Annotated in this window: 20 protein-coding genes; 9 read left to right on the top strand and 11 right to left on the bottom strand. The window is 71.5% G+C overall.

What is annotated here, in order from left to right; genetic code table 11:
• Window positions 1–49: 49 nt before the first annotated feature.
• On the bottom strand, window positions 50–994 hold the full coding sequence (locus ACFPLC_RS36730) for a helix-turn-helix transcriptional regulator (protein ID WP_378192720.1): 945 nt from the start codon (window positions 992–994) through the stop codon (window positions 50–52).
• A 94-nt stretch (window positions 995–1,088) separates the two neighbouring features.
• Between ACFPLC_RS36730 and ACFPLC_RS36725 the strand changes: the two genes are divergently transcribed.
• The 3 genes from ACFPLC_RS36725 to ACFPLC_RS36715 all read left to right on the top strand — a co-directional run bounded on the left by ACFPLC_RS36725 (window position 1,089) and on the right by ACFPLC_RS36715 (window position 6,773).
• Entirely contained in the window at window positions 1,089–1,484 is a 396-nt protein-coding gene (locus ACFPLC_RS36725) for a RidA family protein (RefSeq protein ID WP_378192768.1), read from the top strand.
• 82 nt (window positions 1,485–1,566) lie between these two features.
• Entirely contained in the window at window positions 1,567–4,689 is a 3,123-nt protein-coding gene (locus ACFPLC_RS36720; RefSeq protein WP_378192718.1) for a GH92 family glycosyl hydrolase, read from the top strand.
• Window positions 4,686–6,773, top strand: a complete 2,088-nt coding sequence (locus ACFPLC_RS36715; protein ID WP_378192717.1) for an FUSC family protein — start codon at window positions 4,686–4,688, stop codon at window positions 6,771–6,773. The genes ACFPLC_RS36720 and ACFPLC_RS36715 overlap by 4 nt, the downstream gene beginning before the upstream one ends.
• A 62-nt stretch (window positions 6,774–6,835) precedes the next feature.
• Here ACFPLC_RS36715 and ACFPLC_RS36710 read toward each other — a convergent pair whose 3' ends face one another.
• The 4 genes from ACFPLC_RS36710 to ACFPLC_RS36695 form a co-directional block, all read right to left on the bottom strand.
• Window positions 6,836–7,465: a DUF4360 domain-containing protein gene (locus tag ACFPLC_RS36710; RefSeq protein ID WP_378192715.1), complete on the bottom strand. Its 630-nt coding sequence runs from the start codon at window positions 7,463–7,465 to the stop codon at window positions 6,836–6,838.
• Window positions 7,466–7,708: 243 nt separating this feature from the next.
• A complete protein-coding gene (locus tag ACFPLC_RS36705; RefSeq protein ID WP_378192713.1) occupies window positions 7,709–8,560 on the bottom strand; it encodes a TIGR03560 family F420-dependent LLM class oxidoreductase in 852 nt (283 codons plus the stop codon).
• Window positions 8,561–8,562: 2 nt separating this feature from the next.
• Window positions 8,563–8,928: a VOC family protein gene (locus ACFPLC_RS36700; protein WP_378192711.1), complete on the bottom strand. Its 366-nt coding sequence runs from the start codon at window positions 8,926–8,928 to the stop codon at window positions 8,563–8,565.
• Window positions 8,925–9,323, bottom strand: a complete 399-nt coding sequence (locus ACFPLC_RS36695) for a nuclear transport factor 2 family protein (RefSeq protein ID WP_378192710.1) — start codon at window positions 9,321–9,323, stop codon at window positions 8,925–8,927. Before ACFPLC_RS36695 ends, ACFPLC_RS36700 begins: the two co-directional genes overlap by 4 nt.
• Window positions 9,324–9,417: 94 nt before the next feature.
• Here ACFPLC_RS36695 and ACFPLC_RS36690 point away from each other — a divergent pair, with 94 nt between their 5' ends.
• The 3 genes from ACFPLC_RS36690 to ACFPLC_RS36680 all read left to right on the top strand — a co-directional run bounded on the left by ACFPLC_RS36690 (window position 9,418) and on the right by ACFPLC_RS36680 (window position 11,641).
• Window positions 9,418–9,849 carry a MarR family winged helix-turn-helix transcriptional regulator gene (locus ACFPLC_RS36690; protein ID WP_378192708.1) on the top strand — a complete coding sequence of 144 codons (432 nt, stop codon included), beginning with the start codon at window positions 9,418–9,420 and terminating at the stop codon, window positions 9,847–9,849.
• A 99-nt stretch (window positions 9,850–9,948) separates the two neighbouring features.
• Window positions 9,949–10,935, top strand: coding sequence for a malate dehydrogenase (locus ACFPLC_RS36685; RefSeq protein WP_191306007.1), 987 nt, complete (start codon window positions 9,949–9,951; stop codon window positions 10,933–10,935).
• A 124-nt stretch (window positions 10,936–11,059) separates the two neighbouring features.
• On the top strand, window positions 11,060–11,641 hold the full coding sequence (locus ACFPLC_RS36680; protein WP_378192705.1) for a ClpP family protease: 582 nt from the start codon (window positions 11,060–11,062) through the stop codon (window positions 11,639–11,641).
• Window positions 11,642–11,766: 125 nt separating this feature from the next.
• Here the strand turns inward: ACFPLC_RS36680 and ACFPLC_RS36675 are convergent, their stop codons facing one another.
• From ACFPLC_RS36675 to ACFPLC_RS36660, 4 genes are all read right to left on the bottom strand, one after another.
• The gene (locus tag ACFPLC_RS36675; protein WP_378192704.1) at window positions 11,767–13,821 is read right to left on the bottom strand and encodes a M3 family metallopeptidase; all 2,055 of its coding nucleotides are present in this window, start codon (window positions 13,819–13,821) and stop codon (window positions 11,767–11,769) included.
• Window positions 13,822–13,914: 93 nt separating this feature from the next.
• Window positions 13,915–14,619, bottom strand: coding sequence for a histidine phosphatase family protein (locus ACFPLC_RS36670; RefSeq protein ID WP_378192702.1), 705 nt, complete (start codon window positions 14,617–14,619; stop codon window positions 13,915–13,917).
• Between the two features lie 114 nt (window positions 14,620–14,733).
• The gene (locus ACFPLC_RS36665) at window positions 14,734–15,576 is read right to left on the bottom strand and encodes an undecaprenyl-diphosphate phosphatase (protein ID WP_378192700.1); all 843 of its coding nucleotides are present in this window, start codon (window positions 15,574–15,576) and stop codon (window positions 14,734–14,736) included.
• 1 nt (window position 15,577) lies between these two features.
• Window positions 15,578–16,615, bottom strand: a complete 1,038-nt coding sequence (locus tag ACFPLC_RS36660) for an LLM class F420-dependent oxidoreductase (RefSeq protein ID WP_378192698.1) — start codon at window positions 16,613–16,615, stop codon at window positions 15,578–15,580.
• A gap of 87 nt (window positions 16,616–16,702) precedes the next feature.
• Here ACFPLC_RS36660 and ACFPLC_RS36655 point away from each other — a divergent pair, with 87 nt between their 5' ends.
• From ACFPLC_RS36655 to ACFPLC_RS36645, 3 genes are all read left to right on the top strand, one after another.
• Complete coding sequence (locus ACFPLC_RS36655; RefSeq protein ID WP_378192696.1) at window positions 16,703–17,671, top strand: aldo/keto reductase; 969 nt, start codon at window positions 16,703–16,705, stop codon at window positions 17,669–17,671.
• A 98-nt stretch (window positions 17,672–17,769) separates the two neighbouring features.
• A complete protein-coding gene (locus ACFPLC_RS36650) occupies window positions 17,770–18,783 on the top strand; it encodes a YncE family protein (protein ID WP_378192694.1) in 1,014 nt (337 codons plus the stop codon).
• Entirely contained in the window at window positions 18,780–19,004 is a 225-nt protein-coding gene (locus tag ACFPLC_RS36645; protein ID WP_086863416.1) for a DUF5703 family protein, read from the top strand. The genes ACFPLC_RS36650 and ACFPLC_RS36645 overlap by 4 nt, the downstream gene beginning before the upstream one ends.
• 15 nt (window positions 19,005–19,019) lie before the next feature.
• Here the strand turns inward: ACFPLC_RS36645 and ACFPLC_RS36640 are convergent, their stop codons facing one another.
• Entirely contained in the window at window positions 19,020–19,517 is a 498-nt protein-coding gene (locus tag ACFPLC_RS36640; RefSeq protein ID WP_378236058.1) for a DUF2975 domain-containing protein, read from the bottom strand.
• A gap of 31 nt (window positions 19,518–19,548) precedes the next feature.
• Window positions 19,549–20,277 (bottom strand): SRPBCC family protein, encoded by a 729-nt coding sequence (locus tag ACFPLC_RS36635; protein ID WP_378192690.1) that lies wholly within the window; start codon window positions 20,275–20,277, stop codon window positions 19,549–19,551.

Raw genomic sequence — 20,277 nt, 5'->3', positions numbered from 1 at the left:
TGACTCATTCCTGGCGTCCGACGCCAGGAATGAGTCATTCACTGCAACGCTAGGCCGGGTCGGCGTAGCGGGTGGCGATCGCCGTGGCGCGGTCCCGCAGGGCGGTGCGCAGGGACGGGGGTGCGAGGGCTTCGGCGTCCGTGCCCAGCTGCCACAGCGCCCACTCCGCGTGCCAGGCGTCCTGGTAGGTGACCTCGAACCGCAGCCAGCCGTCGTCCTCGGGTTCCTCGGCGCGGACCGCCACCGCCGTGCCCAGCAGGTCTTCCCTGCGGGCCGGGCGGACCCGGACCCGCGCCGTGAGGTGGCCGTCGGCCAGGAAGGCGGCGCAGCGTTGGTGCCAGATGCGGGCCAGGTCGACCTCGGCCGGCCGTTCGGCGGGTTCGTCCAGCGGCTCGGCGGCCAGGATGCGGGACAGCCGGTAGGTCCGGTCCGCGCCCGCCCTGGTGGCCAGCAGGTAGCCGCGGTCGCGAACGGTGACCAGGCCGATCGGGTCCACCGTGCGCCACTGCGGGTCCTGGCCCGTGGCCGCGTAGTGGATCCGCAGCCGGCGACCACTCAGGACCGCGCGGCGGACCCCGGCCATGGTCGCCGGGTCGGCCTCGTCGACGACGGGACGGCGGGAGAGCAGGTCCGTCTCGGGTTCGACGAGGAACCGCTCGGCCGTGGCCACCTGGGTTTCGGGCAGGGCGTCGGCCACCTTCCGCATCGCCGAGGCCAGCGCCGGGCCGAGGCCGAACGCTCGCCCGGTGGTCAGCAGGGCCAGTGCCTCGTCGTGGTTCAGCCCGGTGAGCTCGGTCCGGAACCCGGGCAGCAGGGCGAACCCGCCGTGCCGGCCGCGTTCGGCGTAGACCGGGACGCCCGCCGCCGACAGCGCGTCGATGTCGCGCAGCACCGTGCGGGTGGACACCTCCAGCTCGCGGGCCAGCGCGTCCGCGGTCAGCCGCCCGCGCCGGCGCAGCAAGAGCACCAGGGACACCAGGCGATCGGCACGCACCCGCAGAACCGTAGCGAATACACGACACAAGATGTCGTGATTGCCCGGAAAGCTCCCCGGCGCAGTACTCGCAACGAACGGAGCTGATGTGGCACTGGAACGAACGGCGGTCAACCCGGTGACGTGGTCGCTGGAGCTGGGCTTCAACCAGGGGGAGGTCGTCTCCGGGCAGACCCGCACCCTGTACTGCTCGGGGCAGACGTCGATGGACGCCGAGGGCAAGCCCCGGCACGAGGGGGACATCGCCGCCCAGCTCGCGTTGAGCGTGGACAACCTGGAAGCCGTGCTCGCCGAGGCAGGCATGTCCCTGGCGAACCTGGTCCGGCTCACCGTCTACACCACCGACGTCGACGGGCTGTTCCCGCACTACGGCGTGCTGGCGGCGCGGCTGGGCGCGGCCGGGGTGGCCCCGGCCACCACGATGCTCGGGGTGAGCAGGCTGGCGATCCCGGGCCAGCTGGTCGAGCTGGAGGGCACCGCCGTCGCCTGATGAGGACACTGCTGCCCGCACCCCGGCGCGGGCAGCAGTGTTTCAGCACGCTGGGCCGTTCGGCGGCGGTTACGGTGGGCGCATGTCCGACGCCGTGTTCTTCTCGTCCTTCGAAACCGGTGACCCGCAGCCGGCGGATACCGGCCTGCAGGTCGGCAGCGGCCCGGACCGCTCCCCCACGGCCAGGACCGGCGCCGGCTTCACCGGCACGCGCGCCCTGCGCTACACCGCCCGGCCCCGGGCCGTCCTGTTCGAACTCGACGTGCCCGTCACCGGCCGCACCGAGCTGTCCTATGTGGTCTTCCCGGTGGCCGACGGCGACATCCCCGCCTACCACGCCACCCGCGTCAGCCTCGACGTCGAGTTCGCCGACGGCACCAGCGCCGGGTTCGACCCGGTGGACGACAAGACGCTGTGGGTGGACCAGTGGAACCCCGTCCGCCGTCCGCTGGGGACGTTCGCCGGACGCCGGATCGCCCGGATCGTGCTGCGCACCGACGCGCCGGGGGACATCACCGGCTGGCTCGACGACGTCCGGATCGCCGAACGCCCCGAGCCGCCGCGAGACCCGGTCGACTGTGTCCGCACCACCCGCGGCACGCACTCCAGCGACCAGTTCTCCCGCGGCAACAACATCCCGGCGACGGCGGTGCCGCACGGGTTCAACTTCTGGACCCCGGTCACCGACGCCGGCGTCACCAACTGGCTGTACTCCTACCACCGCCACAACGACGAGCAGAACCGGCCCGCGCTGCAGGCCTTCGCGTTGTCGCACCAGCCGAGCCCGTGGATGGGCGACCGGCACACCTTCCACCTCATGCCCGGCACCGGCCCGGTCGAACGCGACCGCCGCAAGCGCGCCCTGGCCTTCTCCCACGACGACGAGACCGACTCGCCGCACCACTACGGCGTCCGGTTCGCCAACGGGATGACCGCCGACCTCGCGCCCACCTCGCACGCGGCGATCATGCGGTTCACCTTCCCCACCAAGCACGGCTGGCTGCTGTTCGACAACGTCCGCAACCGCGGCCGGCTGCGCATCAACGCCGACACCGGCGTGATCACCGGCTACACGCGAGTCCGCAGCCGGCTGTCGGCCGGGGCCCGCCGGATGTTCGTCTACGCCGTGACCGACGCCCCCGCCACCCGCGGCGCCAAGCTCCGCTTCCCGCCGTGGCGGCGGGTCTCGGGGTACTTCGAGTTCGACGGCCCCGACGTCACGCTGCGGATCGCCACGTCGCTGATCAGCCTGGCCCAGGCCAAGCGCAACCTCGAGCTGGAAATCCCGGCCGGGTCGACGGTCGAGCAGGTGGCCGCGCAGGCCAGGCGGCGGTGGCAGGAGGAGCTGGGCCGGGTCGAGGTCGAAGGCGCCACCGAGGACCAGCGGACCACGCTGTACTCCAACCTCTACCGGCTGTTCCTGTACCCGAACGAGGCGCACGAGAACACGCCGAAGGGCATCCGGCACGCCAGCCCGGTCGTGCGCCGGTGGTGGCCCAGCACCCGGCGTCGGACCGGGGCGAAGGTCGTCGACGGCGAGCTGTACGTCAACAACGGCTTCTGGGACACCTACCGCACCACCTGGCCCGCGTACGCCCTGCTCACCCCGGAACGCTGCGGCCGGATGATCGACGGCTTCGTCCAGCAGTACCGCGAAGGCGGCTGGATCGCCCGCTGGTCCTCCCCCGGGTACGCGGACCTGATGACCGGCACCAGCTCCGACGTCGCCTTCGCCGACGCCTACCTCAAGGGCGTGCGCGGCTTCGACGTCGAGGCCGCCTTCGACGCCGGGCTGAAGAACGCCACCGTCACCCCGCCGCGCCGGGCGGTCGGCCGCAAGGGACTCGAAGAGTCGATCTTCCTGCACTACACGCCGGTGTCGGTCCACGAAGGACTGTCCTGGGCCCTGGAAGGCTGCATCAACGACTTCGGCCTGGCCAACCTCGCGGAGGCACTTTCACGGGAAAGTGCCGGAGCGCGAGCGGGGATGTACGCCGACTACGCCGCCTACTTCCGCGAGCGCGCGAAGCACTACGTCCACCACTTCGACCCGGAGATCGGCTTCTTCCAGGGCCGCCACCGCGACGGCCGCCGCAAGTTCGCCCCCGAGGGCTACGACCCGGCCGCCTGGGGCGGCGACTTCGTCGAGACCAACGCCTGGAACACCGCCTTCACCGCCCCGCACGACGGCCCCGGCCTGGCCGCCCTCCACGGCGGCACCGCGGGACTGGAAGCCAAGCTCGACACCTTCTTCGCCACACCGGAGACCGGCCGCCGTCCCGGCGCGTACGGCGGCCTGATCCACGAGATGACCGAGGCCCGCGACGTCCGGATGGGCCAGTACGGCCACTCCAACCAGCCCTCCCACCACATCCCCTACGTCTACAACCTCGCCGGCGCACCCGCGAAGACCCAGGCCGTCGTGCGGGAGGTGCTGCGGCGGCTCTACCTCGGCAGCGAGATCGGCCAGGGCTACCCCGGCGACGAGGACAACGGCGAAATGTCCGCCTGGTACGTCTTCAGCGCCCTCGGCTTCTACCCCCTCGCCGTCGGCAGCCCGCGCTACGCACTCGGCTCGCCGCTGTTCGAGAAGGCGACCGTGCACCTGGGCGGGGGCAAGAAGCTGGTCGTCCACGCGCCCGGCCACACCGAGGACACGGTGTACGTCCGCGGGCTCACGGTCAACGGCGAACCGCACGAAAGCACGTCCATCGCGCACGCCACCCTGGCCGACGGCGCCGAGCTCGTGTTCGACCTGGGCACCGAACCGGCCGGCTGGGGTGCCCCGCCGCCCCCGGCCGAGCACCCGGCACCGGTCACCGACCTCACCGGCACCGCGACCAGCTCCGACGGCACCAAGGTGGCCGCGCTGTTCGACGACACCACCCGCACCCAGGTCACCTTCCGCAGCGCCACCCCGGAGATCGAATTCACCGTCACCGGCGAACCCCGCGAAGTCACCATGTACACGCTGACGTCCGGCGCCCGCCGCGGCGACGCGAGCGCGTGGGTGCTGGAAGGCTCCGACGACGGCGTCGAATGGACCACGCTGGACGAACGCGACGGCGAGCTGTTCCGCTGGCGGTGCCAGACCCGCCCGTTCGTCCTCGCCACCCCGGCCGCGCACGCCCGCTACCGGCTGCGGATCACCGCCACCCGCGGCCGCCGCGCCACCCTCGCCCAGTGGGAGCTCCTCGCCCGATGAACCGGTTCCGCACCGCCGCTCTCGACCGGCTCGTCGCGGCCGACCCCGGCCTGGTCCGGTTGCGCCTGGCCGGCTCCGCCGTGCTCGGCATCGTGCTCGCCGTCGCCGCGCTGCTGCCCGCGCACGTCCCGCTCACCGTCACCCTGGTCGGCGCCATCGCCGCGATGATGACGGCGTTCACCGTCAACGACCCCACCCCCGGCGGCCAGGGCGTCACCCTCGTCCTGGCCTTCCTCACCGGGGCCGCGTCGATCACCGTGGCCAGCCTCGGCTCGACGCTGCCGCCGCTGGACAGCGTCGTGTTCGTCCTGCTGATCTTCGTCGCCGTCTACGCCCAGCGCTTCGGCGCCCGCGGCACCGCGCTCGGCTCGATCGCCTTCTTCCTGTTCTTCTTCCCGATGTTCCTGCAGGCCCACGTCAAGCAGGTCCCGCAGCTGCTGACGGCCCTCGGCGTCGGCGTCCTGGCCAACGCCGTCGTCCGGTTCGTCCTGCTGCGGCACAACGCCGAAGCCGAGTTCCTGCGCGTGCGCCGCGCGTTCCGCGCCCGCCTCGGCGCCGTCGTCCGCGCCACCGAGGCCTACCTCGCGGTCAACGGGAGCGAGCGCACCCGCAAGCAGCTGCGGTCGGCACTGGCCCGGCTGCACGAATGCGTGCTGCTCATCGAGGACGCCGCCCCCGACGTCGTCGACGCCCGCGCCGCCGACGTGCTGCGCCGCCGCGCCATCGAAGTCGAACTCGCCGTCGGCTGGCTGGCCAGCACCGTCCAGCGCACCTGCTCCGACGAACTGACCGCCGAGGTCCGCGACGACCTCATCGCCCGGCTCGCCCGCTTCCGGGCCCTCATGGAACGCGACCCGCGGGAACTCCCGCTGATCAGCGAGACCGGCGAGTACAGCCGGATGCTCGTCGAGGGCAGCCGGATCGACGAGCACGCCGCCCCCGGCGACGGCGTCCGCAAGGCACTGGCCGAACTCGCGCTGGCCGACGACCGTGCCCAGCGCGCCGCCGCCCCCGAAGCCACCGCGGACCCGCTCACCGACGACGAAGACGACGAACCGGCCCCGAAGTTCGCCTACGACAACCGGACCCGCAGCGCGATCCAGGCCGTCGTCGGCGGCGGGCTCGCCGTGCTCGGCGGCGAACTCGTCTCCCACCAGCGCTGGTACTGGGCCGTGCTCACCGTGTTCGTGGTGTTCATCGGCGCCTCCAGCGCCGGCGCCACCTTCGTCAAGGGCGTCCGCCGCCTCGGCGGCACCCTGATCGGCATCGTCGGCGGCGTCCTGCTCGCACTCCTGGTCGGCGGCAACACCGCCGCCACCCTCGGCCTCATCCTCGTGTGCGTGTTCGGGATGGTCTACACCGCGCGGGTGTCCCAGGTGGTGATGGCCTTCTTCGTCACCAGCATGCTCGGCCTGCTCTACAGCCTGCTCGGCACGTTCAGCCTCGAAGTGCTCTGGATCCGCGTCGCCGAGACCGCCGTCGGCGCCGCGGCCGGGATCCTCGCCGCCGTCGTCATCGTCCCGGTGCGCACCCGCTCGGTCATGCTCGACGACGTCGGCGAAGTGCTCGACGACCTCGAAGAGTTCTTGCAGCACACCCGCGGCCTGCTCGCCGGCGAGGAGAACGTCAACATCATCGAACTCTCCCGCGACCTCGACCGCAGCGTCGAGCAGGTCCGCACCACCATCGAACCGCTGACCCACCCGGTGAACCTGCGCAGCGCCCGCCGCGACTACGGCTGGCACGTGCTCACCACCCTCGAAACCATCGCCTTCCGCGCCCGCCACGTCGCCGCGCGCGCCCAGCCCGGCCAGCTCACCGGCGCCGACGCCGACCGGCTCGGGCAGTTCACCGGACGGCTGCTGGCCAACATCGACGTGCTCCGCAAAGCGCTGAACGCCCCGGGTGGCCCCACACCCGGCACGCTCGTGCGCGACGACGGCACTCCCGTCTCCGACCGCGTCGAAGCGGCCGAAACCCGGGCCGTGCTGTCCAGCCTCAGCCACCTCGACGAGGCCCTCGTCTCCCTCGGCCGCGTCTTCGGCGTCGAAGCCACCGATCCCCGGGCCCCGGCGAAGGCCTGACCGGGGCGGCGCGGCTTCTCGGGCCGCGCCGCCCCTCTGGACCTCCGGTCACCCGGAGCCGATCACGGGCAGGTGAGCCACGCGAAGTGGTAGGTGGTCGTGATGCTGCCGTCGGTCGAGTCCATCGTGACGTAGCTGGTCGTCTTCTTCGGATCCGACGTCCCGGCCGCGGCCCGCAATTCCGTGTTGATGTTCAGGTTGCGTTCCTCGCCACACGGCTTGAATGCGATCGCACCGACTTCCGTGGAATCAGTGAATTGCCAGTCGTTCTCGAACGGACCCGCCAGCGAATGCTGGAGATAGGCCGTCGGCGAATTACCCTGGAAATAGTAGTTCGCTCTTTCCAGGCCGGTCGCGCCACGCTCCAGGTGCGCGAATCCCCGGTAGTCGGCCGACGCGATTCCGTAGGTGAAGCCCTGCGGCACGTGCACCCGCAGGCCGATCTGGCAGTTCTTCCGGGCATCCAGCGGACCGGCGCCGACACCGACCAGCGCCGTGTAAGTGCTGTAAGTTACCGTGAACGCCGTGTTGTCCTGCGACACCGAGACCGCGGCCGAGTTGGGCGGACAGCCGGTGCCGTTGACGGTCGCGACGTCGATCACGATTTTGTCGGGCGGCGGAGGAGTGCTCCACGCATGAGGAGCGACCACAGAGGACAGCGCCATTACGGCAGCAACGACCGCAGACAGCATCGGAATCCTTCCCAATACATTCAAATTGGGGACGGGGGCCGGACCATGGTAGCGGAAGGATCATGGAAGCAAACCCCGCTGAACGGAGCAACGCTGGTCACTCGTCCCACCAAGCGGCATTGCTCACAGTTCGACAATTTTCGTAAACGCCATTCCGGCGGTCGCGAATAAATGCGCGGAGAAAACGATTTCGCACCCCCGCTCCCCCGGCGCCCGCCCGCGATCACCCGCGTGACGTCCGGCTCAGGCGATCAGCGCGGCCGCCCGGCCCAGCGTCCGCACCCCCGCCACCGGCCACGGCCCGGCCGTGATCACCACCGCGTGGTCGATGCCCCACCCGGCGAACTCCGCGCACCGCCGCGCCAGCGACTCCGCCGGCTCACCGGGCGCCAGCCGCGTGCTGATCGTCTTCTCGATCTCCCCGTACGGCCGGCCCACCTCCTCGCAGTGCCGCCGCAGAACCGCGAGCTTGTGCCGCACCGTCCGCCCGCCGTCCGGGATGTCGAACACGTTGCACGCGTCGGCGTACCGCGCCACCAGCCGCAGCGTCCGCCGCTCACCCGCCCCGCCGACGAGGATCGGCGGCCGCCGCACCGGCCGCGGGTTCCCGACCGGACGCTCGAGCCGGTAGTGCTCGCCCTCGAACGGCGACTCGTCACCCGCCCACATCCGCAACGCCAGCCGCACGGTCTCCTCCACCCGCGCGAACCGCTCGCCCACCGGCGGGAACGGCAGCCCCATCGCCCGCGCCTCACCGTCGTGGTGCCCGGCACCGATCCCGAACCCCGCCCGCCCGCCCGACAGGACATCCAGCGTGGTGACCGCCTTGACCAGCACCGCCGGCGGCCGGAACGTCACCGCCGACACCATCGTGCCCAGCCCGATCCGGCTCGTCCGCCCGGCCAGGAAACCCAGCGTCGTGCCGGACTCCGGCATCGCCGAGTCCGGCGTGCTGTTCGGATCGGCCTGCAGCAGGTGGTCGGGCACCCACAGCGTGTCCAGCCCGGCGTCCTCGGCCGCCACCGCGACGGCGGCGAGCTCCCCGGTCAGGTCGTCCGGCCACGAGAAGTCCGTGACCCCGATGCTCACCCGCACGACTACTCCCTCGTCAGCAGCTCGAGGTTGTGGCCGTCGGGGTCGGCGAAGTACACCCCGCGTCCGCCGTTGAGGCCGTTGATCTCGCCGGGCCGCTCGTGGAACGGGTCCGCCCAGAACGGGACACCGGCCGCCTCGATCCGCGCCATCGCCGCGTCGAACTCCGCGTCGCCGACCAGGAACGCGTAGTGCTGACTGGTCACGCGGTCCACCTGCAGGAAGTCGAGCGTGACGCCGTTCGCGAGCCGCACCGGCACGAACGGCCCGGCCACCGGACCGGTCCGCAGACCCAGGATCCCGGCCAGGAACTCCGCCGACCTCTCCCGGTCCGTCGCGCACACGATCGTGTGATTCAGTTCGACGCTCATCGCGCGCCACCACCCGGGACGAACGGCGCACCGATCGGGCTCAGGTGGATCCCCGCCAGCCGCCACCGATCGTCCTCACGGACCAGCACGTGCGTCGCGCGGAAGCGGCCGTTCACCGGGTTCCCCCGGTGCGTGGCGACCTGTTCGTGCACGCCGATCGCGATCGCCGTGCCGCCGAAGCCGCGGACCTCGACGCCGGACCAGGCCAGCTTCTCGGTGACCAGCCCGCCGTCGCGGTAGCGCGCCAGCCACTGCTCGCGGTCCAGCACGAACCCCAGCGGCCCGACCAGGCGGAACCCCTCGGTGGCCAGCCCGGCCAGCACCTCGGTGTCGCCGCGTTCCTCCGCCGCGGCCCACACCCGGCCGAACTCGCGGACCTGCTCTTCGACGCTCATCGCGTTCCCCTTCCGGTCGATGCCTTAACGTTAGAAGTCTAACCATTAGATGTCAAACGCTTAGACTTCTCGGCATCTGCGCTAAGGTCACCCCGTGCCCCAACCCGCCACCGCCCCCATCGGCGTCGTCCTCGCCCGCACCGCCAAAACCGCCGCCCGCGCCTTCGACCAGGCCCTCGCCGCCGCCGGCGGCTCCCAGCCCGTCTGGCAGATCCTCATCTCGCTCAAAACCAGAGCCGTCGCCAACCAGCGCGAACTCGCCGACGCCGTCGGCATCCAGGGCGCCACCCTCACCCACCACCTCAACGGCATGGAAGACGCCGGCCTCGTCACCCGCCGCCGCGACCCCGCCAACCGCCGCGTCCACCTCGTCGAACTCACCGACGACGGCGAACAGCTCTTCCACCGCCTCGCCACCGCCGCCATCGCCCACGACCAGCGCATGCGCCGAGGCCTCACCGACACCGAAATCGCCCAGCTCGCCGACCTCCTCACCCGGCTCGCCGCCAACGTGACCGACACCTGATCGATCCAGCAGGAGTGACTGGACGCACCCGAACGGCAACGCCCGGGAGGGATAGGCTCACAGGCAGAAGCCAAAGTCGTCTCAAGCTGGAGAACCGCAATGACCCAAGCCCCCGTCAACGTGACCGTCACCGGCGCCGCCGGCCAGATCGGCTACGCGCTGCTCTTCCGCATCGCGTCCGGTCAGCTCCTCGGCCAGGACGTCCCGGTGAAGCTGCGGCTGCTCGAAATCCCGCAGGCGGTCAAGGCGGCCGAGGGCACCGCGATGGAGCTCGAAGACGGCGCGTTCCCCCTCCTCGCCGGCACCGACATCTTCGACGACCCCAAGCAGGCCTTCGAAGGCACCAACATCGCCCTCCTCGTCGGCGCCCGCCCCCGCAGCAAGGGCATGGAGCGCGGCGACCTCCTCGAAGCCAACGGCGGCATCTTCAAGCCCCAGGGCGAAGCCATCAACGCCGGCGCCGCCGACGACATCAAGGTCCTCGTTGTCGGCAACCCGGCCAACACCAACGCCCTCATCGCCCGCTCGCACGCCCCCGACGTGCCTGCCGACCGCTTCACCGCGATGACCCGCCTCGACCACAACCGCGCCCTCGCCCAGCTCGCCAAGAAGCTCGGCGTCCCGGTGACCGAACTCAAGAAGGTCGCCATCTGGGGCAACCACTCCGCCACCCAGTACCCCTCGGTCCAGCACGCCGAATTCGGCGGCAAGGCCATCGCCGACGCCGTCGACCAGGCCTGGCTCGAAAACGACTTCATCCCCACCGTCGCCAAGCGCGGCGCCGCCATCATCGAAGCCCGCGGCCTCTCCTCCGCCGCCTCGGCCGCCTCCGCCGCCATCGACCACGTCTACACCTGGGTCAACGGCACCCCGGCCGGTGACTGGACCTCCGCCGCCGTCGCCTCCGACGGCTCCTACGGCGTCCCCGAAGGCCTCATCTCGTCCTTCCCGGTCACCGCCGAGAACGGCCAGTACAAGATCGTCCAGGGTCTGGAGATCGACGACTTCTCCCGCGCCCGCATCGACGCCTCCGTCGCCGAACTCGTCGAGGAACGCGACACCGTGCAGAAGCTCGGCCTCATCTGAGCCCACCCACCGAACCGGGGCCGCCGTCCGCAATGGACGGCGGCCCCTTTCGCGCCCGGCGAACACCTCACGCCCACAGCGAAACCACCCCCGCGAACCCGATCATGCGCCCTACCGTCGGCCCATGACCCTTCTCGCCGTGCCCGACATGCACGCCCCCGCCCAGTCCCCCGACGAATCGGTGTACCACCAGCTCCTGCGCGACCGGATCGTCTTCCTCGGCTCCGAGGTGACCGACGAAGTCGCCAACCGGATCGTCGCCCAGCTGCTCCTGCTCGCCGCCGACGACCCGGCCAAGGACATCACCTTCTACATCAACTCACCCGGCGGCTCGGTCACCGCGGGCATGGCCATCTACGACACCATGCAGCTCGTCCAGCCGGACGTCGCCACCTACGGCCTCGGCTTCGTCGCCTCCATGGGTCAGTTCCTGCTCTCCTCCGGCACCCCCGGCAAGCGCTACCTGCTGCCCAACACCCGCATCGTGATGCACCAGCCCTCGGCCGGCATCGGCGGCGCCGCCACCGACATCGCCATCCAGGCCGAGGTCTTCGGCCGCATGAAGCGCCGCATCGCCGAGATCACCGCGCGCCAGACCGGCCAGAGCGTCGAGCGCATCACCGCCGACGCCGACCGGGACCGCTGGTTCGATGCCGACGAGGCGCTCTCCTACGGTTTCGTGGACCGCATCGTCTCAGGAGGCTGACCTTCCCCGTCTGTGCCTTGTTTTGAGGAGAAAGGTGTCGGGGTGATTTTCAAGAAAATCACCCCGACGTATAGTTCGTTATACACTTATTGAGATCACCTGAGTGACCTGGTCCTGCGGATCGCTCAGACTCCGTCGAGGCCGCGGCGGGCCAGCAGCGGCTCGATCTCCGGGTCACGGCCGCGGAAGGCTCGGAAGGCGTCCATGGGGTCGACGCTGCCTCCCCGGCCCAGGAGGGTGCGGCGGAAGTGGTCGCCGTTCTCGCGGGTCAGTCCCCCGTTTTCGCGGAACCACTGGACGGTGTCGGCGTCGAGGACTTCGCTCCAGATGTAGGAGTAGTACCCGGCGCTGTAGCCACCGCTGAAGATGTGGGCGAAGTAGGTCGTGCAGTAGCGCGGCGGGATCGCGTCGACAGCCACTCCGGCCTTCACGAGTGCTTCCGCCTCGAACGCCTGCACCTCCCCCACGGCGTCGTCGACGCCGAGGCCGTGCCAGGCCTGGTCGAGCAGGGACGCGGCGAGGTACTCGGTGGTGGAGAACCCTTCGCCGTACTGCTGGGCGGCGAGGAGCTTGTCCACCTGCGCCTGCGGCAGCGGCTCGCCGGTCTCGTGGTGCTTCGCGTAGTGCGCCAGGACTTCCGGCCACAGCATCCACATCTCGTTGACCTGCGAGGGGTATTCGACGAAGTCGCGGGGCACGTTGGTGCCGGAGAAGGTCGGGTAGCGGACCGAGGAGAGCAGCGCGTGGAGGGCGTGGCCGAACTCGTGGAACGCGGTGACGACCTCGTCGAAGGTGAGCAGCGTCGGCTCGCCGGCCGGCGGCTTGTTCACGTTGAGGACGTTGACCACGACGGTCTTGCGGCCGAGCAGCTCGGACTGGTCGACGAAGGTGTTCATCCAGGCCCCGCCGCGCTTGGCGTCGCGGGTGTAGAGGTCCAGCAGGTACAGGCCCAGCGGGGTGCCGTCGGCGTCGAAGACCTCGAAGGTCCGGACCTCCGGGTGGTACTTGGGCAGGTCGTCCCGCTCGGTGAAGGTCAGGCCGTACAGCTTCGTCGCGGCGAAGAAGACGCCGTCGAGGTACACGCGGTCGGCCTCGAAGTACGGGCGCAGCGCCTCGGTGTCGACGTCGAAGCGCTCGCGGCGGACCTGGGCCGCGTAGAACGGCCAGTCCGACGGCCGCAGCTTCGCGCCCGGCACGTCCGCCTCCAGCAGCTGCTGGAGTTCGGCGGCTTCGGCACGCGCGTTCGCGACCGCCGCGGGCGCCAGCCGTTCGAGCAGCCCGGCGGCGGCCTCGGCCGTCTTCGCCGTCTCGTCCGCGATGACGTACGCGGCGTGGTTGGGGTAGCCCAGCAGCACCGCCCGCTCGGCGCGCAGGCGCACGATTTCCGCGACGACGGCGTTGTTGTCGCAGGCGTTGCCGCGGTTGCCCCGCGCCATCGACGCGGTGTGGATGCGCTCGCGGACTTCGCGGTTGCGCAGTGTCTCCAGCGGTGACGCCTGGCTGGTCGGCAGGCTCAGCGTGAGCACGTACTTGCCGTCCTCGCCGCGCGCGGACGCCGCTTCGGCCGCGGTGGCGATCGCGCCCTCGCCGAAGCCGTCGAGTTCGGCGCGGTCGGTGATGACGACGGCCAGCTCGTTGGTGTCCTTGAGCAGGTTCTGCTGGAACTTCGTCTGCAGTGTGGAGAGCTGGCCGTTCAGTTCGCGCAGGCGGGCCTGCTCGGCCTCGCCGAGGCCGGCTCCCGCCCGGCTGAAGTCGGTGTGCCGCCGTTCGAGCAGTCGCCGCGATTCCTCGTCCAGGCCCAGCTCGTCGCGCCGCCGGTGGAGGGTGTCGATCCGGGCGAACAACTGCGGGTTCAGGTGGATCGCGTCGTGGTGGGCGGCGAGCTTCGGCGCGAACTCGGCCTGGATGGCCTGGATCTCGTCGGTGCTGTTGGAGCCGGACAGGTTGTAGAACACGCTCGCCACGCGGCCCAGCAGCTCGCCGGCGCGCTCGAGGGCCACGATGGTGTTCTCGAACGTCGGCTCGGCCTCCTGCGCCGCGATCTGCTCGATCTCCGCCGCGTGCTCGGCCAGCCCGGCCTCGAACGCGGGCCGGTAGTGCTCGTCGGAGATCCGGTCGAAGGGCGGCAGGGCGTAGGGCAGCTCGCTGGGTGCGGCGAACGGGTTGTCCGGCGAAATCATCGGGCAGGCTCCTGGTCGGGGACAAACACTCGGTCCCGCCACCCTACGTGGTCCACCTGTGCGCGTGTCAGCGCTTTCCGGAGGTGGCCGGGGTCACCGTCCCGTGGTACCGCCCACGACGGCGTCGCTGCTCGCCGCCTTCTTCCCGCGCTTGGGCTTGGGCTCCGGGGGCACGATGCCGCGCAGGTCGCCGCCGTGGTCGTTGACTCGCAGCACGAACGGCCGCGTCTCGGTGTAGCGCACGACCGAGACGGACGCCGGGTCGACGACGATCCGCTGGAAGGCGTCGAGGTGCTGGCCGAGCGCGTCGGCGAGGATGGACTTGATGACGTCGCCGTGGCTGCACAGCAGCCAGACGGCGTGGTCGCCGTGCTCGGCCGAGATCCGCCGGTCGTGGGCGCGCACGGCGGCGACCGAGCGGGCCTGCATCGCCGCGAGCCCTTCGCCGCCGGGGAACACCGCGGCCGAGGCGTGCGCCTGCACGACCCGCCAGAGCGGCTCCTTGGCCAGGTGCTTGAGCTCCTTGCCGGTCCAGTCGCCGTAGTCCACTTCGGACAGCCCGGGCTCGACGACCTTCTCGAGGCCGCGCGCGGTGGCCAGCGGGCCGACGGTCTGCTTGCACCGCAGCATGGGCGAGACGACGAGCCCGGACAGCGGGACGCCGTCGAGGCGTTCGACGAGCTTCTCCGCCTGGGCGCGGCCGGTGTCGTCGAGGCTGACCTTCGGGGACCGCCCGGCGAGGATGCCCGAGCCGTTGGCCGTCGACTTGCCGTGCCTCAGCAGAATGACCGTACTCACGGGCCCCACCCTACGTGGGGACCGATCAAGGCTCGTCGCGGTGGGCCCAACGCAGGAATGACTCATTCCTGGCGTCCGACGCCAGGAATGAGTCATTCACTGCACTCCGGTGGGTCAGTGGCCGACCGGGCCCGCGTTCGGGTCCAGCACCCCGCTGAAGATCAGCACGAACAGCAGCACGCCGAGGATCAGCCGGTACACCACGAACGGCACGAAGCTGCGCTTCTTGATGTAGGCCATCAGCCAGGCGATCACCGCGTACCCGACACCGAAGGCGACCAGCGTCGCCAGGATCGTCGGGCCCCACTGCGCCGGCACGTCACCCGAGCCGATGTCCTTGAGCTTGTACACGCCCGACCCGAACACCGCCGGCAGCGCCAGCAGGAACGAGTACTCCGCCGCCTCGGCGCGGGTGTAGCCGAGCAGCAGGCCCGCGCTGGTCGTGCCGCCGGAACGGGACACGCCCGGGATCAGCGCCAGCGCCTGCGCGAAGCCGAAGCCGAGCCCGTGCGGCACGGTCAGGTCGTCCAGGGTGCGGTCCTGCCGGCCGATCCGGTCGGCGACCAGCAGGATCACGCCGAACACGATGAGCACGGTCGCGGTGATCCGCAGGTCGCGGAACGCGCTGTCGATCTGGTCCTGCAGCAGCAGCCCGAGCACCACGATCGGCAGCGAGCCGACGATGATCAGCCAGCCCAGCCGGGCGTCCGGGTCGCGGCGCCACTCCGCCTTGTACAGCGAGAAGAACCAGGCCCGCAGGATCTTCCCGATCTTCGGCCCGAAGTAGATGATCACCGCCAGCTCGGTGCCGATCTGGGTGACCGCGGTGAACGCCGCGCCCGGGTCGTCCCAGCCCGCCAGCGCCGCCACGATCCGCAGGTGCGCGCTCGAGGAGATCGGCAGGAACTCCGTCAGGCCCTGGACCAGGCCCAGGACGAGTGCTTCGAACCAGCCCACGTCAGGCCACCCCCGCCAGCTCGAGGGCCTCGACGGCCGTGCGCAGCGCCTCGGCCGGTTCCGGCGTGTAGGGCGACACCGACAGGGTCGTCACGCCGGCTTCGGCGTATTCCGTCATCTTCTCCGCGATCCGTTCCTTCGGGCCCAGCAGCGACGTCGCGTCGAGGAACTCGGCCGGCACCGCCGCCATCGCCCCCACCCGGTCGCCCGCCAGGTACTTCTCCTGCACTTCGGCGGCCTCGGCCGCGAATCCCATCCGGCACGCCAGCCGGTTGTAGAAGTTCTTCTCCTTGCTCCCCATCCCCCCGAGGTAGAGCGCCGCGTAGCCGCGGACGGCGTCCGCGCAGGTCCGCCAGTCCTCGCCGGGCACCAGCGGCACCGACGGGACGACGTCGAAGCCGTCGAGGGCGCGTCCGGCCCGCTCGGCACCGGCCCGGACGTGAGCCAGCTGCTCCCCCGCGTGCGACGGCGAGAAGAACACCGGCAGCCAGCCGTCGGCGATCTCCCCGGCCAGCTCCAGGTTCTTAGGGCCGATCGCGGCCAGGTACAGCGGGAGGTGCTTGCGAGCCGGGCGGACGGTCAGCCGCAGCGCCTTGCCCGGGCCGTCCGGCAGCGGCAGCGTGAAGTGCTCGCCCTCGAACTTCAGCCGCTCACGGCGCAACGCCGTCCGCACGATCTGCGCGTACTCCCGCGTGCGGCTCACCGGCGAGGCGAAGCGGACGCCGTGCCAGCCCTCGGACACCTGCGGGCCGGACACGCCGAGGCCGAGCCGGAACCGGCCGCCCGACAGCGTGTCGAGCGTCGCGGCGGTCATCGCCGTCATCGCCGGGGTGCGCGCCGGGATCTGCAGCACGGCGGCACCGACGTCGATCCGCGACGTCCGCGCCGCGATCCACGTGAGCACCGTCACCGCGTCCGAACCGTAGGCCTCCGCGGCCCACACCACCGCGTACCCGAGGTCCTCCGCGTGTTTCGCCAGGGCCAGGTTCGCGGGGTCGTTCCCCGCTCCCCAGTAGCCGAGATTCAGTCCGAGTCGCACGGGGCCAGACCCTAACGGGGGCCATGATCGCGACACGACTCACCTTGGTCTCCTCCGGACGGGGGCAGCCCACTAGGCTCGGCGGTCGTGGAAAAGCGACTGCTCGGCCGCTCGGGACTGCGCGTCTCCCGTATGGCGCTCGGCACCATGACCTGGGGTGGCGACACCGACGCGGAGGAGGCCGCCAGCCAGCTGGTCGCCTTCGTCGACGCCGGCGGCACCCTGGTGGACACGGCCGACATCTACGGCGAGGGCGAAAGCGAGCGGGTGCTCGGCTCGCTGCTCGGCGACCTCGTGCCCCGCGACGACGTCGTCCTCGCGACGAAGGCGGTCGCCAAGCGCACCGACGGGCCGTTCGGCGGCGGCGCCTCGCGCGGCGCGCTGCTCACCGCGCTCGACGGCTCGCTCAAGCGGCTCGGCACCGACCACATCGACCTGTGGCAGCTGCACGCCTGGGACGACTGCGTGCCGCTCGCCGAGACCCTGTCCGCCCTCGAGTACGCCGTGACCAGCGGAAAGGTCCGCTACGTCGGCGTCTCGAACTACGCGGGCTGGCAGCTGGCCACCGCCGCCGCGGGTGCCCCGGCCCTCGCGCCGATCGTCTCCACCCAGGTCGAGTACTCGCTGCTGGAACGCGGGGTGGACCGCGAGGTCGTGCCCGCGGCCGAGCACCACGGCATCGGGCTGCTCCCCTGGGCGCCCCTCGGCCGGGGCGTCCTGACCGGCAAGTACCGCACCGGCACGCCCGCCGATTCGCGCGGCGCCAACAGCGCCTACGCCGGGTACGTCGAACACCACCGCACCGACCGCGCCGCCCGGATCGTGCAGGCCGTCGCGACCGCCGCCGACGGGCTCGGCACGTCCCCGCTGGCGGTGGCACTGGCCTGGGTCCGCGACCGGCCCGGCGTCGTCGCGCCGGTCGTCGGGGCGCGGGACACCGGCCAGCTCACCGGGTCACTGGCGGCGGAGGACATCACCCTCCCGCCGGCCATCCGGGCCGCGCTCGACGACGTCAGCGCGATCGAGGTCGGCTACCCCGAACGCTGGCCGCGATGAGCGCCAGGTGTCTGTTCGGTGACACGCACGTGACGGCACGGGGATCAAGGAGCATGCTGGTGAAGACCGCCCGCCGAGGGACACCTGGAGGCCGCAACGTGCGTCGGTTCGCCGCCGTGTCGTGGATCGCGCTCCCGCTCGCCGGTGCCCTGGTGCTCTCGGGCTGCTCGTCGGCCAAGTCGACCTCCGACGACCTGCAGATCGTGGCGAACCCGACCGCCGCCCGCCCGGCCGTCTCCCCCGCCGTGACCGTGAAACCCGCCGGTCAGGTGCTCGGGACGGGTCCGGTGGCGGCCGTCGCCGTCGACGCGAAGACGGCGACCCTCGTCGTGGCCGTTTCTTCGCCCCCGGCTCTGCAGCTGTACGACCTGGCTGCGCTCGCGTCACCCCCGGTGAATATGCCGTTATACGGCAAGGTCTCACGGCTGACGGCGGCGCCGGGGCGGATCGAGATCGCCGAACCCGATCAGGGTGTGGTGCAGCAGCTGACGTTGCCGGACCGGAAGCTCACGGAGACGAAGACGGGCGGGCAGCCGGCGTCGAGCATCGCCTACGGCGCCGACCGGCTGGTCGCGATGGGGGCGGGCAAGGACATCCGGGTGCTGCCGGCGGCGGGCCCGGCGCGGACGATCGGCGGGCAGCTCTACAGCGCCGACGACGTCGTCGACACCGGGAACGGTGTGGTGGTGCTGGACCGGCTGCGGACGGCGGTGTTCTCGGTCGACGTCGCCGGCGGGAAGGTCAACGAGGGCCTGCGGGCGGGCGACGGCGCCGCGAACGCGGTGGCGGACTCCTACGGGCGGGTGCTGGTGACCGACGCGCGGGCGGGCGCCCTGCTGGCGTTCTCGGCGGGTCCGCTGATCCTGAAGCAGCGCTACCCGGTGCCCGGCGGGGCGTACGGGATCGCCTACGACGCCACGCGCAGCCTGGCGTGGGTGACGCTCACCGAACGCAACGAGGTGGTCGGGTTCGACGTCCGCGGCGGCGAGCCCGTCGAGAAGTACCGGTTCCCCACCGTGCGCCAGCCGGACTCGGTGGGGGTGGACGAGAAGAGCGGCCGGGTGATCGTCGGTTCGGCCGCCGGAGAAGGGACCCAGGTGATCCAGCCATGACGACGGTCAGCGAGGCGGTGGTCGAAGGGGATTGGGAGTATCGCCGCCTGCACCTCCCCCCGGGCGTGTCCCGGCGTGCGGCGGCGATCCAGCTCTCCATCCACGCGGAGTTCGCGGGCTGGGAACTGCGCACCGTGCGGCTCTACGCCGACGGCACGCGCCGGGTCTGGCTGCGCCGCAAGAAGACGGCGCAGAGCCTCCCCGGCGCCCTGCCGACCTGACCCCTCTCGCGGAAGTCAGACGACGGCGTCGAGTTCGGTGCGCAGGCCGATGGCCTTCACCAGCAGGTGCCGCCCGGCGAGGAACAGCAGGACCACGGCCGTGCCCGCGCCGGCCGCGGCGGCCGTGCCGAGCCACAGGCCGAGCACGTCCATGCCGTCGGCCGGCGACGGGATGTCCGACAGCGTGACGTAGCCGAACACCGCCGCGGCGAGCGCGGTCGCCGCGGCGGCGGCCCCCACGACGACGTTCGCCCAGGTCAGCGTGGACGGCTCGAAGACGGAGCCACGGCTCGCGCGCCGCAGCAGCATGCCCAGCCCGAGCAGGGCGGCCTGCCCGCAGGCGACGAACGCGATCGCCGCCGTCACGAGCGGAACCCGGAACGGCGCGTACGGCGGGAAGAGCTCGACCTGGTCGGCCGCGGTCGTCGGGATGACCACGATCTGCGCGTACAGGCCGGCGAGGGACGCGAAAACCACGAACGCCTGGAGGGGGACCGCGAGAAAGCGAGGCATGTATCGAGAATCGATGTATTCCGCTCGACTGTCAACCGAACACGCGGTTCAGCCAGTCACCCCAGGTCTTCTCCTCGACGTCCGCGTCGGCCCCGGGGGTGAACAGGTGGTGGCAGGCGACCATCACACCCTGGATGCCGCGCACGAACCGGAACATCGCGTCCGCCGTCCGCACGCCCACCGTCTGGTCGTTCACCGCGTAGACCACGCCCTCTCGGCCGATCCGGACCCGGTCGCCTTCGGCCGGGCGCGCCGGCAGGCCCAGTGCCGCACCGAGCCGGGTCCAGGCCTCGTCCCAGTCCCCCACCGGCGGGCCGAACGCGGTCACCGGCGTCGCCGTCCGGCCCGCGAAGTGCGTCACGTACTCGACCAGGGTGCGGAAGAACAGCTCGCCGCCCGCGGTCATCGCCTCGAACTCGTCTTCCCAGTCGTCGCCCGGCAGGAAGCCGCTGGTAACGCACCTGATCACCGTGCTGCCCCCCTCGCGGCCCTCGATGAGGAACTCGTAGGCGATCCGCCGTCCGTCCGGCGCCGGGTCGCTGCCGTAGGCGAGCTTCTCCGCCGGGTCCCACTCGCGGATCCGGAATTCGGGTCGGTACCCGCCGAAGGCGCCGCGGATCGTGCCGCCGGTGCCGCCTTCGACCTCGTTGCGGCCCATGAACCACGAATCGATGCCCGGCCCGGTCGCGATGGCCTCCCAGACCTGCTCCGGCGTCGCCCCGACGTCGGCGACGTCGGTCAGTTCGAACTCGTACCCCAC

The sequence above is a fragment of the Amycolatopsis plumensis genome, assembly GCF_042652605.1.
In the GTDB taxonomy this organism is placed as follows: Bacteria; Actinomycetota; Actinomycetes; order Mycobacteriales; family Pseudonocardiaceae; genus Amycolatopsis; species Amycolatopsis plumensis.
The sequence above is the reverse complement of the archived record's forward strand: the minus strand, read 5'-3'. Positions and strand labels throughout refer to the sequence as shown.

Bases quoted from the DNA above. Each gene is read 5' to 3' on its own strand.
- ACFPLC_RS36720 (WP_378192718.1), top strand. From the start codon at position 1,567: ATGTCCGACGCCGTGTTCTTCTCGTCCTTCGAAACCGGTGACCCGCAG.
- ACFPLC_RS36715 (WP_378192717.1), top strand. From the start codon at position 4,686: ATGAACCGGTTCCGCACCGCCGCTCTCGACCGGCTCGTCGCGGCCGAC.
- ACFPLC_RS36710 (WP_378192715.1), bottom strand. From the start codon at position 7,465: ATGCTGTCTGCGGTCGTTGCTGCCGTAATGGCGCTGTCCTCTGTGGTC.
- ACFPLC_RS36700 (WP_378192711.1), bottom strand. From the start codon at position 8,928: ATGAGCGTCGAACTGAATCACACGATCGTGTGCGCGACGGACCGGGAG.
- ACFPLC_RS36695 (WP_378192710.1), bottom strand. From the start codon at position 9,323: ATGAGCGTCGAAGAGCAGGTCCGCGAGTTCGGCCGGGTGTGGGCCGCG.
- ACFPLC_RS36685 (WP_191306007.1), top strand. From the start codon at position 9,949: ATGACCCAAGCCCCCGTCAACGTGACCGTCACCGGCGCCGCCGGCCAG.
- ACFPLC_RS36680 (WP_378192705.1), top strand. From the start codon at position 11,060: ATGACCCTTCTCGCCGTGCCCGACATGCACGCCCCCGCCCAGTCCCCC.
- ACFPLC_RS36675 (WP_378192704.1), bottom strand. From the start codon at position 13,821: ATGATTTCGCCGGACAACCCGTTCGCCGCACCCAGCGAGCTGCCCTAC.
- ACFPLC_RS36645 (WP_086863416.1), top strand. From the start codon at position 18,780: ATGACGACGGTCAGCGAGGCGGTGGTCGAAGGGGATTGGGAGTATCGC.
- ACFPLC_RS36640 (WP_378236058.1), bottom strand. From the start codon at position 19,517: ATGCCTCGCTTTCTCGCGGTCCCCCTCCAGGCGTTCGTGGTTTTCGCG.